Source organism: Metabacillus sp. Hm71 (assembly GCF_051842955.2).
Taxonomy (GTDB): Bacteria; Bacillota; Bacilli; order Bacillales; family Bacillaceae; genus Metabacillus.
Map to the genome: position 1 here is coordinate 3,411,650 of NZ_CM200278.1, position 18,976 is coordinate 3,430,625.

The window sequence follows — 18,976 nt, forward strand, 5'->3', positions numbered from 1 at the left end:
GAGTAGGCTACCTATTGTTTAGACATATTTCGATATCCGAAATATGTGAAGGTAGGATTGTTTTTTTACATAAATTGTAAGTTTATAGGAAATAGTGATTACGGATGATTCATAAAGACTACGTTATACTTAACTATTGATATCCGTTCCAAGTGTTCGCTTTTCGCGAGTGGTCTGGGAGCCTCCTTGGTTCCAATCAACTTATGAGTTATAATAAACTCTACTAAAATAATCATTTTATTTATTATTTTAATCGATTCGTTTCCATTACTACTTAGAAATTTTCCAAGTTATTAAAGTGATCTAATCTAACAAAGAATTCATTGAGAAAATCATAAAATAATTTCTCTGTTGGCAGCAATGAACGGTGGATTGGTGTGATAACACCAACAGTTCGGGTAACATTTGGCTCAGTTAAAGGGATTTTCACGGTTGATCTTGGAATGGCTTCTACCAATGTGACCTCAGGCATAAGTGCTACCCCAAGTCCGGCTGAAACCAATCCCTTTAACGCATCGATATCATCACCTTCAAAGGCTACATGCGGTGAAAATCCTAGTTCATTGCAGGCATTGACAACGATATCACGAAACACAAATCCTTCCGGCAAAAGCACAAAGGGATCATCTTTAAGTTCCCTAAGCTTTATAGAGGATCGTTTTGCTAGTGGATGATGAATTGGCAGAAGTGCAACAATATGTTCTGTAAAGAGTATTTTCCTATCTATTTTTTTTTCTTCCATTGGCAGCGGACCTATTAATGCAAGATTAAAGTCACCTTTTATAACCCCATCAATAATGTCACGATAGAGAGCTTGTTTTAGTTGAAATTTAGCATCCGGATAACGCATCCGAAAAGCATAAATGACAGTTGGCATTGTATGCGCAGCCAAACTAATCGGATAAGCAATGCGAATTGTTCCCTTTTCAGGATCAAGATACTCTTCTACCTCTCTTCTCGCATCATCAATGACATTCATTGCATGTTGCATCCGCTCTAAAAAGATTTTTCCAATCGGGGTTAATTTTACCCTGCGTCCTTCCCGGATAAACAAATCTACCCCCAATTCACTCTCTAAATTAAATATTTGTCTGCTCACTGAGGACTGTGCAACATGAAGGGCATCTGCCGCATCTGTTACATGTTCACGCATCGCCACTTCCATAAAATACCGTATTTGTCTAATTTCCATCTTGCTACCCCTTTTCAATTCATGCGAAAAACGCATTAACTTTATCGATTCTTAATATTGATTCGATCATTTATTAAATTATAAAATACAACATAACAATAAATCTAACAAAAACGGATGACTTTCCTCGTTTTATGTTTTTTTGAGACTGACACATGGGAGAATGATAACATGAAAACAATTGAACAAGCAGAAAAAACATTTGTAAACAATGTCCAAAATTATGTGAATCAAGTATATGAAAAAGTAAAAAAGCGAAATCCAAATGAACCTGAGTTTCTTCAAGCAGTTAAGGAAGTATTTGATTCGTTAGTTCCTGTCCTTGCTAAAAATCCTCAATATATTAAGCAAGCGATATTGGAAAGAATTGTAGAACCAGAAAGGCTAATTTCTTTCCGTGTGCCATGGGTTGATGATCAAGGAAATGTACAAGTGAACCGCGGTTATCGCGTTCAATTTAATAGTGCAATCGGACCATATAAGGGCGGTCTTAGATTTCATCCATCCGTTAATGCAAGTATCATTAAATTTTTAGGTTTTGAGCAAATTTTCAAAAACTCTTTAACCGGTCAACCAATCGGCGGTGGAAAAGGGGGTTCTGACTTCGATCCTAAAGGAAAATCAGATGCAGAAATCATGCGTTTTACGCAAAGTTTTATGTCTGAGCTAAGCAAATATATTGGACCTTATATCGATGTTCCAGCGGGTGACATTGGTGTAGGAGCAAGAGAAATTGGCTATATGTTTGGACAATATAAAAAAATGCGTAACGGATTTGAAGCAGGCGTTTTAACAGGTAAAGGCATAGGTTATGGCGGAAGTTTAGCACGTAAGGAAGCAACTGGATACGGTACCGTTTATTTTGTTGAAGAAATGCTGGCTGATAAAGGATTAAGCTTTAAAGATCGTACAGTGGTTGTATCAGGTTCTGGAAATGTGTCGATCTATGCTATTGAAAAAGCCATTCAATTAGGTGCTAAAGTTGTTGCGTGCAGTGATTCGAACGGATATGTTTACGACAAAGACGGCATTAACCTTTCAACTGTAAAACGTCTAAAAGAAGTAGAGAACAAAAGAATAAGTGAATATGTAAAAGAGCATCCTGGAGCAGTTTACATGGAAGGGTTTACTGGAATTTGGTCGATACCATGTGATATCGCTTTACCTTGTGCGACTCAAAATGAAATTGACAAGGAGTCAGCAGAACGTTTAGTTTCAAACGGTGTCATCGCTATTGGTGAAGGGGCAAATATGCCGTCAACTCTTGAAGCGGTTGAAATATTCTTAAACAATCATGTGCTTTTTGCTCCTGCTAAAGCAGCGAATGCAGGCGGAGTATCTGTTTCTGCATTAGAAATGGCGCAAAATAGTGCAAGACTTGCTTGGACATTTGAAGAAGTTGATGCAAAACTACATGAAATCATGAAAAACATCTATCGTGAAAGCATGAAAGCAGCTGAAGAATATGGTGCACAAGGCAACCTCGTTGTCGGTGCAAATATTGCCGGCTTTGTAAAAGTAGCAGACGCAATGGTTGCTCAAGGGGTTATCTAATAGTAGGTAGAATGAAACAAATAAAACCATACTAAATCTAGTCTCTCTACCGCAACTAGTATAGTATGGTTTATACTCTTTTCCTTCTTAATTTAATAATTAATCCTCATATTCTTTCACAAATTCTTTAGTGCTTCTTACAGTATCGATCGGGCGAACTAAGCGTTCAATTTGATCGCGTTTTTCTTCTAAAAATGGAGGCAATGATAGTTTTTCTCCAAGTGTTTCATAAGGCTCATCTCCCATAAATCCTGGGCCGTCTGTAGCAAACTCGAATAGAATTTGCGGAGCGACTCTCGCATATAAGGATTCAAAAAAGTGTCGATTTACATAGCCGGATGTATTAAAACCGAATCTTTCCATACGATTGATCCATTCCTCTAACACTTTACGGTCTTCCACTCGAAAGGCTACATGGTGGACTGTACCAAAGCCTTGTTGGGCTTGTGGAAGAACCGGGTTGTTTTCGACGATGACCTGTGCCCCGTTTCCACCTTCCCCTACCTCAAATAAATGGAATGATCCTTCTTGGGCAATTTCGTTAAATTGAAGCACCTTTTCCATCATTTCTTTGAAATAGTCAAAGTTTGCGATACGAATAAAAATCGGACCTAATCCTGTAATGGCATATTCTAGCGGAATCGGCCCTTTTTGCCATGGCGTACCTGCCGCAACACCTTGATTGTTTTTATCTGAAATCAATTGATATTGCTGATCATCGAAATCCACAAAAGAAAGAGTCATTTTACCAAATTGTTCTTTTATGCCAGTATGCTTCACTTTTAAACGATCAAACCGCTTTTTCCAATACTCTATTGCTGCGTCATTTGGCACACGAAATGAGGTTTTGAAAATTTCATTTGTCCCGTGTACACCTTTAGGGATACCAGGGAAGTCGAAGAACGTCATATCTGTACCTGCACTGCCTTTGTCATCAGCAAAAAATAAATGATATGTTTGAATATCATCTTGATTGACTGTCTTTTTAACTAAACGCATTCCTAATACATAGGTAAAAAATTCATAGTTTTTTTCTGCGCTGCTTGTAATTGCTGTTACGTGATGGATTCCTTTTAATCCGTTCATGTGAATTCCTCCAATAAAATATATCAAGGTTCTTTAGTATTTTATTTTTAATTAAAATATCTTTAATTCAAAATAAATTTATCATAGTTATGATTATCTGTCAACAATATGCTTCTTATGATTCGAATGCAACTTGATTTATATGTAGCATCGTTTTAAGTTTTGCAAAATTTGGCATACTATATAGTACGAATGCCATTAGTAAGATGGCTAACTATTTTGCAGAGGGTGATATCAATATGACATTACAACGTACGTTTATTATGGTAAAACCTGATGGTGTCAAGCGCGGTTTAATTGGAGAGATTGTTAAACGCTTTGAACAGAAGGGATTCACTTTATTAAACGCCGAACTAATGACGATCGATCGGGCAAAAGCAGAAGAGCATTACATGGAGCATCAAGAAAAGCCGTTTTTTGGAGAACTGGTTGATTTTATTACATCTGGCCCAGTTTTTGCCATGGTTTGGGAAGGGGAAAATATTATTGAAGTATCCCGAATGATGATAGGCAAAACAAGTCCTTCAGAAGCAGTTCCCGGCACAATTCGCGGTGATTTCGCAAATTCAAAAGCGGAAAATGTTGTCCATGGATCTGATTCACTCTTAAGTGCTGAAAGAGAAATCGCTAACTTCTTTGACCTGCTGGATGTCCGTTCAGATGACAATCATTATGGCGAGCGAAAATCTGGTTAATCAAGTTTAATAGTAAAACTAAGTCTTTTGTTGTTCCACAACGAAGGACTTTTTTTATTATCCTTCATAGACATAAGTAACTTTTTTTGATTCATACTAATAACAGGTGATGAAAATGCCATGTCGATCAAATAAAGAATTAAATACGATGGTCATAAGTGCAAAAGAATGCACTGCAAAAGGGAAAGTTGCAGACTACATTCCTGCTCTTGGGAAGGCAAATCCTAATGATTTATCAATTGCGATTCACTTTCCTGATGGTGAATGTATATCTGCTGGTGATGTTCAAAAAAAGTTTACTCTTCAAAGTGTTTCTAAAGTCATTAGCCTGGCGCTCGTTTTAATGGATAGAGGCCGGGGGTATGTTTTTGAACGTGTAGGAATGGAACCAACAGGAGATCCATTCAATTCAATTGCAAAATTAGAAACGATGGCACCAGGAAAGCCATTGAATCCAATGATCAATGCTGGTGCACTTGTTGTGACCCATATGATCAAAGGGACATCTGTTGAAGATAGATTTCACCGGCTTTTATCTTTTATTCACGAGTTGGCAAATGATAAAACGATTAATTTGTGTGAGGAAGTAGCCAGTTCTGAATTTGAGACAGCTTATTTGAATCGGGCTTTATGCTTTTTTTTAAAACAGCATCAGATCATTGATGAACATGTTGAGGAGCTGATCGATTTATACACAAAACAATGCTCGATTGAAATGAATTGCTTAAATTTAGCTCGTATTGGTTTGGTGTTTGCAATGGATGGACGTGACCCTCAGAGCGGCAGACAAATCATCCCAATTGATGTAGCACGAATTTGCAAAACTTTTATGGTGACATGTGGAATGTATAATGCTTCAGGAGAATTTGCGATAAAAATCGGAATACCTGCAAAAAGCGGTGTTTCAGGCGGAATTATGGGGTCTGTTCCAGGGAAATTTGGCATAGGAATATTTGGACCTGCTCTAGATGAAAAAGGAAACAGCATTGCAGGGATAAGATTATTAGAATTGTTGTCTAAAACATATAAGTTGAGTATGTTTTAACGATCAGCTGTATAAGTTGTTATTTCAAACATTCTTGTCCATGATATGAATTGGTACAGAGCAACCTGTGAATGACCGGTTGCTTCTTGATATAAAAAAAGCCCCTTTAAGGGCCAATATTTCTTTTTTGCTATGTTTTTTCTTCAGCTATTTCATCGCAGGGCGTTCTTTAGCTTTGTCAGATTCCCCGGCGTTTTTCCGTGCAGCCTCTTTGTTTTGGGCCATTTCTTCTACCGATTTTACCTTAAGGCGGGCTGCACCATGATAATCTTTTGTTGGGAGTAGGGTCCCTGTTGATAGTCTTTCTTTTGCTTCGGCAATTGCTTGCTTATATTGAGGAAGCCATTGTTCTTGTGCAACTAACATTTCATCAGTCATTTGCCAAATTTCCTTTGGATTGCAAACAGCACCAACGAGCGGATCCATCATCATTGCTTGACGAAGAAGAACATCGTCTCCATTTACTGCTGCCTCAACGGCAAGTCGCTGTACGGAAATGCTAACATTACAGACAGCTGCACATCCTAGTGGTAACTCACCTACATGCGGCATATTGATCCCATTACGATCCACATATCCAGGTGCTTCGATAATCGCGTCAATCGGAAGATTTGAAATAACGCCATTATTAACAACATTAAAATGGCCTCTGTATACACGTCCGGTTTCTAATGCTTCAACTATATAAGAGCCATGTTCTTCCCCGCGATTTTCTTGCTTGTATTCCATCGCTGGTTCTTTTAACCAATTTGGAAAGTCTGTTTGAAACCAGTTCCTTCCTTCTGTACAGACTCGTAAATAACCGCCTGTTTCCCCATTGATCCAGCTTCCAAGATCAATCCAATCATTTATTTCTTCTGGACGCTTACGGTACCATGGTACATATTCACTTAAGTGCCCGTTTGATTCTGTACTATAGTAGCCAAACCTTCTTAGCATATCAATTCTTACCTTTTCAGTTTTCGAAAATTCAGGATGGTTTTCAAATGCCTCTAACATTTTCCCGGTAAGATCTTCGCCGTTATGCTTAACGCTAATGTACCAGGTCTGATGATTAATTCCTGCACAAATTATGTCAACCTCTTCCTTTTTTAAACCAAATGCATTCGCAATTTGTCTATGTCCGCCTTGCACGCCATGACATAAGCCTATTGTTCTTACACCGCCATATTTATTACATGCCCATGTCAACATGGCCATCGGATTTGCATAATTCAACAACAAACAATCAGGTTCTGCTACTTCCCGGATATCTTTACAAATCGAGAGCATTTCAGGAATTCCGCGTTGTCCGTACATAATCCCTCCTGCACAAAGTGTATCTCCTACACATTGATCAACGCCGTATTTGAGTGGAATATCAACATCATGCTGAAAAGCTTCAAGTCCACCTATACGGACAACAGAAAAAATATATCTTGCATCTCTTAACGCTTCTCTTCGATTTAATGTAGAATAAATGTTAATATCTAGTCCATTTTCATCGATATCTCGTTGACATAGCTGTGTAACCATCTCTAAATTTTGAGCATTAATATCTGTAAACGCGACGTCTATGTGTTGAAATTCTGGTACAGAAAGCAGATCCCGTAAAAGTCCTCTTGTAAAACCAATACTACCTGCCCCAATAAATGCGATTTTAAATGACATTTTATTCAACTCTCCTTTTTTTATGTCATTGTAACACCTTCAGGTAGTAAACGTTTTCAATTTAATAACTTATTTAATGAAAGGTATGTATAAAATCCTAACTTTTAAATGAATCAACTTCTAAATTTCGCAATATTTTGTTCGAAAGCTCTTCTGTATTCAAGGGGTGTTTGATTTGTATGCTTTTTGAAAAGAGCACTAAAATATTGACGACTGTTAATGCCTATATAAAAACAAATTTCAGTAACTGGTATCTCTGTATCTGCCAAAAGCATTTTTGCTTTTTCCATTCGAAGGGAGGTTAAGTATTCCATAATGGTAGAGCCGGTTTGTTGTTTGAAAATTCGATGAAGGTATCCTGGATGAAGATTTACAGCTTGACCAACATCTTTTACTTGAATATCACAGTCGTAGTTGTGATGGAGATATTTGATCGTTTTATTTACGTATACATTTGCTTGGTAATGTGTATGCGTTTCTTTCATTTCTTCAGCAGTAATTCTTGCTAATTGCATGAAAAGTTGAGCCAAATGAAGCTGGATCATGATGTCTTTATCTGATTCCTTTTTGTCTAATTCTAAAACTAAATTTTTTAATGTATGATAAATTTCATTTGTATCCTTCAACACAATATACGGACGATTCAGTGATAAAAAAGTAGCGAATTTTTTGTTTTGATTAGCTAAATCTTTAATTGATGGAAAACAACCTGTCTTCTTTATAAACGAAAATTCGATGTTCAGCATGCGACAGGGAGATTGTTGGTCAACTATTAACCGATGAGGAATATTGGAATCTAGTAAAATAAAGTCACCTTTTTTCATTGCGACTGACTTTTTCTCAGCAACAACTGTACATGTCCCATCAATTACATACATGATTTCTACCTCTTTATGAGTATGAAAGGCCATATCATGCTTTTCCCACGTTTTAAAATAATATGCAAAAACCTTAGGATGATAATCATTCAATACTAAATCACGTTGGTATAAACTCATAGTGTGCATAGCAGCCTCCAAAAAAATTGCTTTTAAGCAGATAAGTAGATTGGAATAATTATAAATTTTTAAATTTGCTGGTGCAAGATGAAGAACAGCTTAAATTTACTTGGACGGTCCGATTTAAGAGTGCTCGAAACCAGTTTCCACTCCTCAAAAAAGTGTGGCCATAGATTTGGACGGTGTCTGACAGCTAAGTACCCTTTTTTCATCTATATAGATGATTTTACATAAAAAAATAGCAATCCAAATGCTATGAATTGCTAAAAAAATTGCTTAGAACGTTAAAACTCAGGCAGCTGATCCAAATTATTTTCGCGAATTCCATCTGGCTCACTTCGCAAGATATCTCGACCATATTTATGAAAGACATCGACATGAGCAAGTTTTCCTGCTTTCGCTTCTTCTAAAGCTTCTAAATAATCTAACTCTCTTCCTGATTCTGTTTGAAAAGCAATTAAATCGCCATCATCGTTTTTTCTGACAGCAACGATTTTTTCTTGGTTTGGTCTACTACTGTTTTCGTTTTCTTCCATCACTTCATTTGCATCTGTTTGATTTCGATACTGATTATAAGCCTGCTCGAAACGATCCAAAGATATCACCTCATTATTTGTATTTCCTCAAACAGTTCGTATTATTCTTAATAGAAAAATAAAAAGCTTTGAACTACCTTCGCTCGCTTTCCACTTGTGGTCCAGGACTCTCCTCAGCGCTTTTGTCTGCTTAGCTCCCTCTTGTCCCATTGCCAACCTCAGGAGTCTCGGATATCCTCTCCAACATCATGTTGCCGAATCAACAATGATCTTTAAATAGCAAATCTAAAAAAGGGCAACAACCTAAAGTGTCACCCTTTTTTCAACTAGTATTTATATTGTTTCATCACATCCTGCAATTCTTCAGCCATTTTAGATAAGGACTTTGCAGAGGAAGCAATTTCTTCCATAGAGGCTGATTGCTCTTCTGTCGATGCAGCGAGGTTGCAGCATTTCTTTGTGCAAAATCAGCAATTTCATTAGCTGTAGCTCCAACCTCTTGTACAGAAGCGGACATCTGTTGTGCCGTTGCTGAAACGGACTCCATTTGAGGGGTAATTTCGTTCATACCTGCTAAAATATCCTCAAATTTTTGAATCGCTTTTTTAGAAATGGTCAGTCCACCATGAACATCTTCCGTAGCCTTCAGCATTTTCTTAATCGTCTTTTCGATATCATATTGAATGTCTTGAATTAGCTTGGAAATTTGCTGTGCTGAAAGTGTGATTGTTCTGCCAGTTTTCTTACTTCATCCGCAACAACTGCAATTCCTTTACCAGCTTCTCCTGCTCTGGCTGCTTCAATTGCAGCATTTAATGCAAGCAGGTTTGTTTGGTCAGATATTCCTGTAATATTAATATGTAAATATAATTTTTTATGTTATCGACCACCGTTTTGAGGGATATAAAAAACTCAGCAGAATTTTATTTTCCACTGAGCAGTTTATAATATAAGAGACATTCCCGGTGCATCTAGTTCCCTTTCCTCAAATCCCAATTTTTTATAAAAATGCTGTTTGCCTTTTGCAGAAAAAAGCTGAATTGAATGGATCCCACAGTTTTTGCATTTCGTTATAAGCTCTTCAACGATCTGTTTGCCAAGTCCTTGTTTTTGATATGTAGGATCCACCATGACATCACAGATTAGTGCTTGGTAAATACCGTCAGAAATCATCCGACCAAAGGCGATAAGCTGATCTTGATCATAAATCGAAATATGATACCAGCTATTATTCGCTGCTTGATAAAGCTGTTCTCTCGTATAATTTCCTTTTTTGCTCTTTATTAAGCCGCTTGCTTCATGAAGGTTCGCAAATTGCTCAAATGTAGGAAGTTTATCTGATATGAAAAAATTCATTATAATCACCTTTAAAAAAAGATTTCAAATTCAAATGTCAAATATATATCTTTATTTATACATCATAATGAATAAAAATTCAATGAAAAATTAGGAAAAGTTTCATTCTTTTTTATAACAAAAATAGACGGGATTCTCCCGCCTATTTGGTTAAATAACAGATTTATGTTGTTTTTTCTCAATTGAAGTTTGTTCATGCTTTTCTTTCTCATCTTTTTCATCTGCTACTAAACCTTTTGTCGCACTCTTAAACTCTGTTAAAGTACGTCCAAAGGCTCGGCCAATTTCAGGAAGCTTAGAAGGACCGAAAATAATCAACGCGATGACAAGAACGAGAATTAAGCCTGGAATTCCAATATTTGAAATCATCCTGACACTCCCAAATTATTAATGATCTTTCCTATAATAGATTAATTCATCACTTTTTCACGATTTTTACCCTTTTGCTTTTCATGAGCACGACCATGTGCACGATTTCGGTCTTCCTCGACTTCATTAGATTTTTTCACGCCATATGGAACCTCATTTGCTTCTACTTTTTTCAAGCCCAAGCCATCTTTTTCATAAACAAATGAAGCTCTTGTTGAAATAGCGGCACCCGGTTCTGTAACAAATGGAATAACTCTATAATCAGCTTGCCACTTATCCGGTGTAACTGTACAGCGGACATAGCCGCGATAATTATTGAAAAATTTAATATGTGGGTTTTCACCTAAAATATGATCTGTATCTGCTCTTTCATCAGATCCGTTTCCGCCAGATGTGATGGAAGTTCCGACAAACTCTGCACCAATTTTCTTAGAATTTTGATTGTTAAAATCTGATAATAGGTTCGAAGCCCAGCTTGCATGAACATCACCTGTAATGACGATTAGGTTATTCATGTTCTTGCTGGTTACGAAATCAACAATTCGCTGGCGTGCAGCCGGATAGCCATCCCAGGAATCCATGCTATAAATTGGCGCAGTGCTTGTCCCAAAATTCCATTTTGCGAAGAAAATCTGCTGTGCAAGTACATTCCAGTGAGACTTCGAACCGCCTAGGTTGCGCAGCAGCCAATCTTCCTGTTCTTTTCCTAGAAGAGTACGATTAGGGTCCGTAGATTCCGGTGAAGGTGCTTTGTTACCGTCTCCATTTGCCTGATCATCACGGTATTGGCGTGTATCTAATACATTAAATGATACTAAATCGCCGTATGAGAAATCACGATATAATTGCATATCCGCACCATTTGGCAACGAGGATCTGCGTAGCGGCATATGCTCGTAATAGGCTTGATATGCTGCTGCACGGCGTTTTATAAATGCTTCAACAGACTGCCCTTTTTCAGGAATGATATTCGCGTAGTTGTTTTCAACTTCATGGTCATCCCATGTTACAACCCAAGGAAATGCGGCATGGGCAGCTTTAAGATTTGCATCTGAACGGTATTGTGCGTGACGATTTCGATAGTCTTCAAGAGTAATAATCTCCGGGCCGCTATGAGTACGAACATTTCCTGTTCCAGAAACATATTCGTTTGGACCATACTCATAAATGTAGTCTCCTAAATGGAAAACAAGGTCGAGATCTTCTTTTGCCATATGCTCATACGCTGTATAGTATCCATGCTCATATTGCTGACAAGAAGCAAATGCAAATGACATGCTTTTAACATTAGCACCAGCTTCTGGTAATGTTTTTGTTCTGCCTACAGGGCTAAGTTCGTTTCCTGCTTTAAAACGGTAATAGTAGACTTTATTCGGATTAAGTCCATCAACTTCGACATGAACAGAGTGGGCAAGTTCTGGTCTTGCAATTTCTGTTCCTTCTTTTACAATTTTACGAAAATCCTCATCTTTTGCAATTTCCCATTTAACACGTACTGATTCGTCAGACATCCCTCCGCCATTAAGTGGGTCTGGAGCTAGTCTTGTCCACAAAACAACGCTATCTGAAAGCGGGTCACCGGAAGCTACACCAAGTGTAAAAGGATAGTTTTTAAATTTTGGAGCAGCACTAACTTTTGTATCACCTAATCCAATCGAATTGGCAATCGTTAATCCTAGTGAGAGACCGGCAATTTTTCCTGCCCCTTGTAAAAAGTTACGGCGATTAAACTCCTTCTTTTCCAAACTGTCCAAATTCAATCTCTTAATCAATTCATCAATAGGTCTTTCCGTCATCCTTATTTTCCCCTCTCTCAATAAAACTTTGATTCGAGATACATTATAGAGCGGATTTATTAAGGATTTATAAAGAATTGTTAAGAGTCATGCTTGTTGCTTTCAATAAAAATAAGCGAAATGTAACAAGACTTTTATAGTAGAAAATCTATTTTTCTATAAATAGTAAACTTTTTCAAGGCACGATTATATAAATTGTGACAAATTCCTCAACAATTTCCAGACTTTCCTTCCTATATTTTTTTACATTTTCTTTATACAAAGATAACAAAAACAGGGAAATTTTGTTGATTCACATTCCATCTGAATGAAATCCGTGCTACATTAAAATAGCTTACTACTTAGATGAAGGGAGTTAGAAACGTGGAAAAAATAATTTATAACGGGAAATTAAGCGAACGAGCAAAAATAAAGGTTGATATTGAAGATCGCGGCTACCAATTTGGAGATGGTGTTTACGAGGTCATCAGGGTGTATAACGGCCATTTATTTACGGGAGATGAACATTTGCAAAGACTGATGGAAAGTGCTGAAAGTATTGGAATGAAACTCCCTTTCTCCATAATTGAGATAAAAACACAGCTCAATGAGCTTATCCGAGTTAATCAGCTTAGTTCTGGAATTATTTATCTTCAGGTTACGCGGGGTGTTTCACAACGAAATCATCTATTCCCAAGTGCTGATACAGTTCCAGTATTTATTGCTTATACACGAGAAATGCAGCGCCCGACTGCAGCAATGGAGAAAGGTGTATCAGCTATTTCAGTAGAAGATATTCGCTGGCTTCGTTGTGATATTAAAAGCTTAAATTTACTTCCTAATTTACTAGCAAAGCAAAAGGCCTCTGAAGCAGGCTGCCTTGAAGCGATTCAACATCGGAACGGAGTTGTGACAGAGGGAAGCTCATCAAATGTTTCCATTGTAGTAGATGGAATCATAAAAACGCATCCTGCAACGAATTTAATTTTAAATGGGATTACGCGTAAAGTCATGCTTGAAATATGCAGACAATATAATATTGAAATAAAAGAAGAAACGTTTACTATTGAAGAATTGCTTCAAGCAGATGAAGTTTTTTTAACTGGAACAACAACAGAAATTATGCCAATCATCGAAATCGATAAGAGTAAGATTGGTAACGGCACTCCTGGAACAATAACAAAACAGCTGCAAAGATACTTCAAAGAAAAGGTTGCTGAATGTTGTTCTGTACCTACAAAAGCACAATAACATCTCTCTTCCGGTTCATCATAAAGGACCGGATTTTTTCTTTATTCAACTTTTATGCTTTATAGGCTTGATTCTCAAGGATAATAAATTGCTGATCAGTTGTCTCTTTGGCTATTTTTTTTGTTGCTTTAACCAACTGGTAAATATTATCACAACATTGTTGAGCACCCTTTACAAGTAACGGGACACCGATAAAATCGATTTTTAACCCCCTTGAAAAAAACCCTCCCATTGTCATTGCAAAAGGAACGGTAGGAGATGTGTTTGAAAAAATAATTTTCTCATCAAAAGGATATTTATTTTGCAGGATTTGACATAAATCTTTTAATGCTGGTACAACCAATTTTGAAGATCTTCTTCCAATCGTATAGACTGAATGGCCTTCATCATCTATTCCATGAAAAATAATTTTACCGGAATCTTGTTTGGTTAATTTATTAAAGAATGGAACCGCTAAAATTTCTTCTTTTGTTAGTGTTCTTGTTGATGGTTTTAAAATGTTTAAATGGTATGCAGCAGCAAGTGCTGTCGTATGAGTACCACCAAAATCATGATAAATATAAATCATTACCGGTTCCTCCATTTTATGATCATCTTTATTTAAAAAGGATAAAGCGAGTTTCCAAGAAATTAAGAATTTGGTTCCTTTTTTATCATCATTTCCTTGTAAATCAATTATTATGAACGATATGTTGAAGATTTTAAAGAAAAAAAGAATCTTCACCCGTAAGGATAAAGATTTCTTTTTGACTTACAATAATGAAAATTCATTTACCAATTCTTCAAAGCGGCAAAGTGTATTTTCGATCGGATATGGTGTTGTTAAATCGACACCCGTCTTTTTCAACAGTTCAAGCGGATAATCCGAGCTGCCGCTTTTTAAAAATTCCAAATAGGAACTGAGTGTAGTTTGATCTCCTTCAAGAATCTTCGTTGCTAAATGGATCGCTGAAGCAAATCCTGTTGCGTATTTATACACATAAAATGGTCGATAAAAGTGTGGAATCCTTGACCAGCCATATTTGACCTCATCATCAAAAACTATATCTTCTCCGTTGTATTCCCTGAATAACGTTTCATATGTTTGATTAAATACCTCCACATTTAATGGCATACCTGCTTGCGCCATCTCATGTGTTTTCTTTTCAAATTCAGCAAACATCACTTGTGTAAAGAATGTACCTTTAAATTGATCAATGAAGTGGTTAAGTAGATGATTACGAATTTCAGGATTTGTTTCATTTTCCAGCAAATAGTTTATTAATAATACTTCATTGACAGTGGAAGCGACCTCGGCAACAAAGATGCTGTACCGTGCTGTAATTTGCGGCTGATGTTGGGAGCTCAGCTTGCTGTGAACACCGTGGCCGCATTCATGAACTAATGTAAATAAGCTGTCTAAATCATCTCGGTGATTTAACAAAATATAAGGATGAATACCATAAATACCAAGATTGTATGCGCCAGAACGTTTCCCTGGGGTTTCCCTTACATCAATATACCTGGATTTCTTAAATTCCTTTAAGGTCGCAATATATTCCTGTCCTAGAGGCGCGAGGGCCTTGCACATGATTTCATAAGCTTCTTCATATGAAATGACTTGCTTTATCCCTTTTACAAGCGGAACACTTAAATCATATTGACGCAGCTCCTCTACTTGCAGCTTTTCCTTGCGAATTCTTGAATACTGATGCAGTGGTGCAATATTGTTTTTCGTTGTCGCAATAAGATTTTCATACACCTCTTTTGGTACATTGTCACCAAATAAGGCTTTTTCCAATGCTGATGGATATTGTCTAATTTTAGCTAATGTTACATTGTTTTTTATTGCTGCGGAAAGAGTTGAGGCAATCGAATTTCTAAGCTGCACATATGGCTTATAGTAAGCTTTATAAGCTTCTTTTCGCTTGTTTCTATCCTCATCTTCAATTAATTTTGCATACATGCCTCTTGTAAGTTCCACTTGTTTTCCATGATCATTCGTAACCTCGCCAAACTTAATGTCAGCATTATTCATCATCCCAAATGTATGGCCAGGGGCAGACAGTGCTTCACTTAATTGGGAAAGGATCTCCTCTTGCTCCTTGTTTAATACATGTTTTTTGTAGCGAAATGATTCTAAAAGATCTTGTTCGAAATAAGTTAATCGATCATCTTCTGCTATGTATGACTTTAACGTTTCTTCATCAAGATTTAATAAAAAGGGCATAAAAAAGGAGGTTGAAGAACTAACTTTCACATTCAGTTGTTTTGCCCGATCTAACAATGATTGTGCTTTCGTTTCTCGAGTATCTTCATCAACTGAAAGCATGGCAAATGCATATAGTTTATTCAATTTATAGGATAACTCTTCCTTTTGCTTAAGAAATTGATATAAAGTGTTGCCGTCAGTTATTTTTCCGTCGGATGCTTTAAGCTTTATTGCCATTTCCTCTATTTGCTGATAATCCTTTTCCCACTTCTGCTGGTCCGAGTATATATCTTTCAGATTCCATTTTTCCTGGAGAGGTACTTCATTTCTAGAATTGTACGTTGTCATTTAAGCACTCCTTTTTTCATAATAAAAATATATATTCTAAGTTAAATTAACAAATTCCTTTATTGCTAATCTAAGAGAATGTTATTAATAATCACTTTTAAACTGCATGTTGATATCAGCTGCGCACTGGTTGTGAAAAAACCACTTCAATTCCGCATCATATAATCTGCTGTTCTGATGGCCAACGCTACGATTGTCAGTGTGGGATTCGCTGTACCGCTTGTTGGAATTACGCTGTTGTCTGCAACAAATAGTCCTGTTATACCATGGACCTGACCGTACGGATTTGTTACCGAGGTGTCTGGATCTGTGCCCATTCTGCAAGTTCCGGCATCATGAATCGCCTCAATTAATTCGCCAAATTCTTTTTCTACTCTTGTAGCCTGCATCGCTGTAAACATTTGTCTAAGCTTTTATTGGAATTGCCTTAGTTGTAGGTTCCTATATGAAAGTAACGATTATGCTCTTTATTCTTAAAGAGACTCTCTCACAAGTTCTTCAAATTAGAGGATAAACGGATGGTTATTTTCCCGCTTGCTTTTATATCATTACTTCTTACCCTAACAATGTTTTCGAATGAAATTGAATTTGGGGAAGCCGTATTTGTGGGAATGCCTTTGCTTCTATTGGTTTTTCTAGTTATACCATTATTTTTTTTCACAATGGTTACTTTGTTAAAAAGGGAGAAATTAGATAGTACTCGGCGTGGTTAATCACTAACTATCAGAGTTAGAAAAAAATCGGCTCATCACCGATTTTAAACAGAGTCCCAATTCTTAACTAAACTAAGCGGGAATTCATATGTAAATCAACTAGATTGGCGAGTAATCCCTTAGTTCTTGCGCTTTATATTTTCCAGGTGAGCAACCTACAATCCTTCTAAATAAACGGCTAAAGAAAGCGGGATCATCATACCCAACTTTAATCGCAACATTAATTACTTTATCATCTGTTTCTAGCAAAAACTGCTTTGCCTTTTCGATTCTTATTTTATGAAGCATTTCGACTACGGTTTGATCAGTCTCTTGTTTAAATAATCTGTTTAAATGCCGGGGACTAAGATTAAATAGATGACACAAGGATTGAATCGTTATTTTTTGATCATAGTTTCTTGATAAATACCCACATATTCGTTGAATGAGGAGATCATTTTCACTTTTTCTCCTATGAGAATGATTTTCCATCCCTTTTCTTTCGTTATATATCCGGGATAATTGGATCAATAGTTCCACAAGCTGCAAACGGATTAATGTGGGATAACAAGGATTTTCCCTTAAATATTCATGCATCATACCTTCAAGTAACGACAGAATCCTCGCAGAATTGCTTCCAGTTAAATTTAATAAGTGATGAAATCGCTCATTTTTATCTAAAAATGGATGAATGTAAAAATAATCCATCGATTGTGATACACCCATTTCTTTTAACCATGAATCCTGAATAAGGCTTGGCAAAAATAAACAATTAATAATTTCTAAACTTTGGCCCTTTTCGATCGAAAAGGTGTGAACCTCTCCAGGATTAATGATAAACACATCATTCGTTTTGATCATATAGGACTGTCCTTCAAATAGGTGCTTTGCTTCTCCTTGTACAACATAAACCAATTCAACAAATTCATGTGCATGGGCCGGCGGAATATTATCATAATCATGATAAAAACGCTGGATCCAGAACGGAAATTCTTTTGTTTTCATGTAATCACTTGATTGATAGGTTGTTGCAGTCATTTAGATTCCTCCCCTAGATCTAGATTGAACATTTACCTCTAAGGTTGTAGCAATCGCAACGTGTAAGTGCTTACATATTCGAACAAATAAAAAAAAGTTTTTTTTGAACCTAGAGTCTTTGCTTATTCAAATAATTAGGTACCTCAATTACTGCTCCATTCTCCATTTGTGAACGAATGGCCGCTTCGATGACTTCCTGGGCTGCTAATGCATCCATACCAGAGCCCGTAATTTTCTCTGGAGGTACTGAATCGTTAACTTCTTGAATAAACGTGCCAATTCTATTTTTGAATGTGTCGTTAAATCCATTCATTCCATTTAATACTGAATTTCGAACAACTTTAAGTTCGTTGCTTTTGTGTGGGTAAAGGGTTAAGTTTTCAAATACATTATCAATTGTTAATCTCCCTCTATTACCTGCTACTTCACAATATTCAATTGGATGAAGATTGTCCATATCATAACTCCCGGTGAGATGACCAACCGCTCCTGATTCAAATTCTAGATTAATCGATGCCGTTGACCATACTTTTCTTCCAGGTGCTTTTGTCATGAACGCCTGAACTCGTTTAATATCACCTGCAAAATACCTGATCACATCGATTGAATGCGGATGAAGAGCCCGTAAATGAATCCAAGGGCTTGATTCATTTGGATTGCCAATGGTCAATTTCATATTAATAAACAACAGGGAACCAAGCTCTCCAGAATCAATCCATTTTTTTGCATATTCAGCTGATGGTACAAATCGGTGGTTTAGGTTGCATCCCAAGCGAACCTTTTTTCTATTGGCATACTCGACAATTTCTCTTGCCTCTTCGATGTTATTGGAAAGCGGTTTTTCAACTAAAACATCTTTCCCAGCTTCCATAGCAAGCATAGCTGGTACATAATGATGTGAACCATTTTCCTTCCCGCCAGTGGCGATGCTTATCACATCGATTTCTTCATTTTGAAGCATTGTTTTTAAATCCGTATAACCGGTTATATTATACTGCATTGCCACAGCATTTACTAATGCTTCATTCAAATCACACACAGCAACTAATTCAGCATCTGCATGTTCATGATAATAGCGGCAATGAATTTTCCCAATATTATTCACACCAACAACCGCTGCTTTTATCACAACAACCATCCTTTCCTGAAAGAAAAGGGACTGCATCAGGAAGAATCTGCCCCCTCCTACATACCAAAATA

Annotated in this window: 16 protein-coding genes and 2 pseudogenes; 4 read left to right on the forward strand and 14 right to left on the reverse strand. The window is 36.9% G+C overall.

Annotation, left to right across the window (positions count from 1 at the left end; translation table 11 throughout):
- Positions 1-274: 274 nt before the first annotated feature.
- A complete protein-coding gene (gltC, locus tag ACSVDH_RS16755) occupies positions 275-1,192 on the reverse strand; it encodes a glutamate biosynthesis transcriptional regulator GltC (RefSeq protein WP_439251403.1) in 918 nt (305 codons plus the stop codon).
- A 171-nt stretch (positions 1,193-1,363) separates the two neighbouring features.
- On the opposite strand from gltC, the gene gdhA reads away from it, so the two are divergent.
- Positions 1,364-2,746, forward strand: coding sequence for an NADP-specific glutamate dehydrogenase (gdhA, locus tag ACSVDH_RS16760; protein ID WP_439251404.1), 1,383 nt, complete (start codon positions 1,364-1,366; stop codon positions 2,744-2,746).
- 99 nt (positions 2,747-2,845) lie between these two features.
- Here gdhA and ACSVDH_RS16765 read toward each other — a convergent pair whose 3' ends face one another.
- Positions 2,846-3,832, reverse strand: a complete 987-nt coding sequence (locus tag ACSVDH_RS16765) for a ring-cleaving dioxygenase (RefSeq protein WP_439251405.1) — start codon at positions 3,830-3,832, stop codon at positions 2,846-2,848.
- 239 nt (positions 3,833-4,071) lie between these two features.
- On the opposite strand from ACSVDH_RS16765, the gene ndk reads away from it, so the two are divergent.
- Entirely contained in the window at positions 4,072-4,527 is a 456-nt protein-coding gene (gene ndk, locus ACSVDH_RS16770) for a nucleoside-diphosphate kinase (RefSeq protein WP_439251406.1), read from the forward strand.
- Positions 4,528-4,642: 115 nt separating this feature from the next.
- A complete protein-coding gene (gene glsA, locus ACSVDH_RS16775) occupies positions 4,643-5,572 on the forward strand; it encodes a glutaminase A (RefSeq protein WP_439251407.1) in 930 nt (309 codons plus the stop codon).
- Between the two features lie 147 nt (positions 5,573-5,719).
- Here the strand turns inward: glsA and ACSVDH_RS16780 are convergent, their stop codons facing one another.
- The 7 genes and pseudogenes from ACSVDH_RS16780 to phoD all read right to left on the reverse strand — a co-directional run bounded on the left by ACSVDH_RS16780 (position 5,720) and on the right by phoD (position 12,277).
- Entirely contained in the window at positions 5,720-7,222 is a 1,503-nt protein-coding gene (locus ACSVDH_RS16780) for an alpha-glucosidase/alpha-galactosidase (RefSeq protein ID WP_439251408.1), read from the reverse strand.
- 113 nt (positions 7,223-7,335) lie between these two features.
- Positions 7,336-8,220, reverse strand: a complete 885-nt coding sequence (locus ACSVDH_RS16785; protein ID WP_439251409.1) for an AraC family transcriptional regulator — start codon at positions 8,218-8,220, stop codon at positions 7,336-7,338.
- A 284-nt stretch (positions 8,221-8,504) separates the two neighbouring features.
- Complete coding sequence (locus ACSVDH_RS16790; RefSeq protein WP_299090051.1) at positions 8,505-8,756, reverse strand: DUF3892 domain-containing protein; 252 nt, start codon at positions 8,754-8,756, stop codon at positions 8,505-8,507.
- A 326-nt stretch (positions 8,757-9,082) separates the two neighbouring features.
- Positions 9,083-9,608, reverse strand: a pseudogene (locus ACSVDH_RS16795) (methyl-accepting chemotaxis protein); the annotation flags it as partial.
- 90 nt (positions 9,609-9,698) lie between these two features.
- A complete protein-coding gene (locus ACSVDH_RS16800; protein WP_439251410.1) occupies positions 9,699-10,112 on the reverse strand; it encodes a GNAT family N-acetyltransferase in 414 nt (137 codons plus the stop codon).
- A 150-nt stretch (positions 10,113-10,262) separates the two neighbouring features.
- Positions 10,263-10,481 (reverse strand): twin-arginine translocase TatA/TatE family subunit, encoded by a 219-nt coding sequence (locus ACSVDH_RS16805; RefSeq protein ID WP_299089985.1) that lies wholly within the window; start codon positions 10,479-10,481, stop codon positions 10,263-10,265.
- A gap of 41 nt (positions 10,482-10,522) precedes the next feature.
- The gene (phoD, locus tag ACSVDH_RS16810; protein ID WP_439251411.1) at positions 10,523-12,277 is read right to left on the reverse strand and encodes an alkaline phosphatase PhoD; all 1,755 of its coding nucleotides are present in this window, start codon (positions 12,275-12,277) and stop codon (positions 10,523-10,525) included.
- Positions 12,278-12,640: 363 nt separating this feature from the next.
- Between phoD and dat the strand changes: the two genes are divergently transcribed.
- Entirely contained in the window at positions 12,641-13,507 is an 867-nt protein-coding gene (gene dat, locus ACSVDH_RS16815) for a D-amino-acid transaminase (RefSeq protein ID WP_439251412.1), read from the forward strand.
- A gap of 52 nt (positions 13,508-13,559) precedes the next feature.
- Here the strand turns inward: dat and ACSVDH_RS16820 are convergent, their stop codons facing one another.
- The 5 genes and pseudogenes from ACSVDH_RS16820 to ACSVDH_RS16840 form a co-directional block, all read right to left on the reverse strand.
- Positions 13,560-14,075 (reverse strand): DUF3189 family protein, encoded by a 516-nt coding sequence (locus ACSVDH_RS16820; RefSeq protein WP_439251413.1) that lies wholly within the window; start codon positions 14,073-14,075, stop codon positions 13,560-13,562.
- A 183-nt stretch (positions 14,076-14,258) separates the two neighbouring features.
- On the reverse strand, positions 14,259-16,046 hold the full coding sequence (gene pepF / locus ACSVDH_RS16825; RefSeq protein ID WP_439251414.1) for an oligoendopeptidase F: 1,788 nt from the start codon (positions 16,044-16,046) through the stop codon (positions 14,259-14,261).
- Between the two features lie 146 nt (positions 16,047-16,192).
- Positions 16,193-16,387, reverse strand: a pseudogene (locus ACSVDH_RS16830) (GMC oxidoreductase); the annotation flags it as partial.
- Positions 16,388-16,858: 471 nt separating this feature from the next.
- Entirely contained in the window at positions 16,859-17,776 is a 918-nt protein-coding gene (locus ACSVDH_RS16835; protein ID WP_439251415.1) for a helix-turn-helix domain-containing protein, read from the reverse strand.
- A gap of 109 nt (positions 17,777-17,885) precedes the next feature.
- Positions 17,886-18,905: a Gfo/Idh/MocA family protein gene (locus tag ACSVDH_RS16840; RefSeq protein WP_439251416.1), complete on the reverse strand. Its 1,020-nt coding sequence runs from the start codon at positions 18,903-18,905 to the stop codon at positions 17,886-17,888.
- Positions 18,906-18,976 lie beyond the last annotated feature (71 nt).

Coding starts and splice junctions, on each gene's coding strand:
- gltC (WP_439251403.1), bottom strand. CDS start 1,192: ATGGAAATTAGACAAATACGGTATTTTATGGAAGTGGCGATGCGTGAA.
- gdhA (WP_439251404.1), top strand. CDS start 1,364: ATGAAAACAATTGAACAAGCAGAAAAAACATTTGTAAACAATGTCCAA.
- ACSVDH_RS16765 (WP_439251405.1), bottom strand. CDS start 3,832: ATGAACGGATTAAAAGGAATCCATCACGTAACAGCAATTACAAGCAGC.
- ndk (WP_439251406.1), top strand. CDS start 4,072: ATGACATTACAACGTACGTTTATTATGGTAAAACCTGATGGTGTCAAG.
- glsA (WP_439251407.1), top strand. CDS start 4,643: ATGCCATGTCGATCAAATAAAGAATTAAATACGATGGTCATAAGTGCA.
- ACSVDH_RS16780 (WP_439251408.1), bottom strand. CDS start 7,222: ATGTCATTTAAAATCGCATTTATTGGGGCAGGTAGTATTGGTTTTACA.
- ACSVDH_RS16785 (WP_439251409.1), bottom strand. CDS start 8,220: ATGAGTTTATACCAACGTGATTTAGTATTGAATGATTATCATCCTAAG.
- ACSVDH_RS16790 (WP_299090051.1), bottom strand. CDS start 8,756: ATGGAAGAAAACGAAAACAGTAGTAGACCAAACCAAGAAAAAATCGTT.
- ACSVDH_RS16800 (WP_439251410.1), bottom strand. CDS start 10,112: ATGAATTTTTTCATATCAGATAAACTTCCTACATTTGAGCAATTTGCG.
- ACSVDH_RS16805 (WP_299089985.1), bottom strand. CDS start 10,481: ATGATTTCAAATATTGGAATTCCAGGCTTAATTCTCGTTCTTGTCATC.
- phoD (WP_439251411.1), bottom strand. CDS start 12,277: ATGACGGAAAGACCTATTGATGAATTGATTAAGAGATTGAATTTGGAC.
- ACSVDH_RS16820 (WP_439251413.1), bottom strand. CDS start 14,075: ATGATTTATATTTATCATGATTTTGGTGGTACTCATACGACAGCACTT.
- pepF (WP_439251414.1), bottom strand. CDS start 16,046: ATGACAACGTACAATTCTAGAAATGAAGTACCTCTCCAGGAAAAATGG.
- ACSVDH_RS16835 (WP_439251415.1), bottom strand. CDS start 17,776: ATGACTGCAACAACCTATCAATCAAGTGATTACATGAAAACAAAAGAA.